The following is a 2,120-nucleotide window of genomic DNA, read 5'->3' as shown; positions in this document are numbered from 1 at the left end:
GTGGACGAGGCGACGAGTCCTGTGTCGTCGGCATATTGGCAAGGCCCCGTCGCCTCGTCCACTACCGCCGACCCGAAAACCAAGGTGCTGCGGAATACTCGGGACGTGAAGAGTATTGCTGATGCACGTCGCACTCCTCGGTGTCGTGAGAAAACTCGCGGGCACCAACCCGCTCGCCGTTTCACGCCAGCGGCGTGTCACATCAAGTTCCGGTCACCACCAGATCGCCAACCCCGCTACTCCCCAAAGTGGACCGCGCAGGAATCGTTTTCGCAGGCCCCTTGGCCTGATTTCTTACCCGCCAGTTTGTAGCGCCGCTTGGCGATTTGGTTGTACATCCAGCGCCACAGGCTCGCCGATCCTGGTAGGTGCAGAATCGGTGCGGCCAACCACAGTAGCGGCAAACGCCGGCTCAGGTATCGCACCGCGTCCCCGCCACCATGCCGGCGACCCTGGGAATCGACGACGTACATTTCTGCCATCAGCCGATCGTGTGTCAGGTCCGGATACCGCTCCGCGACCCGCGGATCATGCAGCGACAAGAAAGACAATCGGCCGCCGCAACAGTCCAGCCGCCGCAGGTTTTTGACCTGCCCGATGCAGAAATTGCAGTCCCCGTCATAAATCACCACATCGGCATCAGGCAGCTCCGCCGGGTCGGGTAAACCGTTTTCGGCACCAGTGGAGAGCGATTGGGTGGCTGGATCGGCCATGAAATTGCGAAAAAAGAGGTAAGACGGGGGGGAATCACGCTGCCATTAAGCTGCCCACGGTTCCTATACTTGATTGTAGGCCGCAACACACCCAAGGCTACCGCCATGAACCGAATTGAATCTCAAGTTCGCAACGCACGACGTCGCCTCATTTTAGGCAATTTCGGGCGTGCCCTCTGTCTCGCCCTGTTCGCCGCGCTCATTGTGGCGACGATCGCCTGTGCGGTCCCGGGCATCCGCGCACTTGATGTTGACGTGGAAACCTGGAATTTGGCCTGGATCGTCGGCTCGATCGTGGTCGCCGTCGCCGGAGCGTTGGTTTACGCCCTGGCCACCGCGCCGAGTCGTGACCGCGTCGCTCTGGAAGTCGACAAACGCTTCGGGCTGAGCGAACGGCTCAGCAGTTCGCTCTCGATGTCCGCCGCAGACCGCGAGTCGGAGTTCGGCTTGGCCGTGATCAGCGACGCCGATCGGCGCGCCGACAAAATCAAGATCGCCGAAAAGTTCGGCTACCAGCCGAGTCGACTCGGTTGGCTGCCCCTGGCGATCACGCCCATCCTGGTCCTGGTTTTGATCCTGGTCGATCCCGCCACACCGGTTGCCCCCGATGGTTCCAACGAGATCGATCCGGCCGTGGCCGCCCAAGTCAAACGCGCGTCGTTGCAACTGAAAAAGCGTATTGCCCAACAAAAACGCAACGCCGAAGCCAAGGGGCTCCAAGACGCCAAGGATCTCTTTGAAAAACTCGAGAAAGACCTCAACCAGATCACCGAAAAGAAAAACATCGATCGAAAAGAAGCGATGATCGCGCTCAACGATCTAAAGAAACAACTCGAAGAACGTCGCGAGCAACTCGGGTCGGGCGATCAGATGCGCAAGGCGATGGCGCAAATGAACTCGCTACAAGCCGGACCGGCCAATGAGGCCGCCCAGTCGATCGCCAAGGGTGACTTCGGAAAGGCCGAGCAAGTGATGCGCAAGCTCGCCCAAAAAATGAAAGACGGCACGCTCAGCGACAAAGAAAAAGAACAGCTGCAAAAACAAGTCCAGCAGTTAAAGGACCAACTCGAAAAAGCGATCGCCGAGCAGAAACGCAAGCAGGCCGAACTGAAAGAAAAGATCGAACAAGCCAAACGCGAAGGCCGGTCCGAAGACGCCGCCAAAATGCAGCAACAACTCAACGAAATGCAGCAACAGTCCAAACAGCAATCGCAGCAGATGCAGCAGATGGCCGACAAGCTCGGCCAAGCGGCCCAGGCGATGCAGAACGGCGACTCCAAGCAAGCCGCCAACGCCCTCGATGCAATGGCCGACCAACTCGGTGACATGCAGCAAGAGATGAGCGAACTGCAAGACCTGGAAGACGCGATGAACGACCTGTCGCAATCCAAAGAACAAATGCGCTGC

2 protein-coding genes are annotated in these 2,120 nt (G+C 58.8%); one reads left to right on the top strand and one right to left on the bottom strand.

Annotated features, from left to right (window positions below):
- Window positions 1-236: 236 nt before the first annotated feature.
- Complete coding sequence (locus ABX749_RS30680) at window positions 237-713, bottom strand: thiol-disulfide oxidoreductase DCC family protein (RefSeq protein WP_372899386.1); 477 nt, start codon at window positions 711-713, stop codon at window positions 237-239.
- A gap of 105 nt (window positions 714-818) precedes the next feature.
- On the opposite strand from ABX749_RS30680, the gene ABX749_RS30675 reads away from it, so the two are divergent.
- The coding region (locus ABX749_RS30675) for a hypothetical protein (protein WP_372899385.1) at window positions 819-2,120 on the top strand (1,302 nt) is incomplete at its 3' end.

The sequence above is a fragment of the Stieleria sp. genome (assembly GCF_041595215.1).
In the GTDB taxonomy this organism is placed as follows: domain Bacteria; phylum Planctomycetota; class Planctomycetia; order Pirellulales; family Pirellulaceae; genus Stieleria; species Stieleria magnilauensis.
Note: the sequence above shows the minus strand (reverse complement) of the source record. Positions and strands in the feature narration are given on the sequence as shown.

What these genes read in the sequence shown, in the direction of transcription:
- ABX749_RS30680 (WP_372899386.1), bottom strand. Translation starts at nt 713, where the DNA reads ATGGCCGATCCAGCCACCCAATCGCTCTCCACTGGTGCCGAAAACGGT.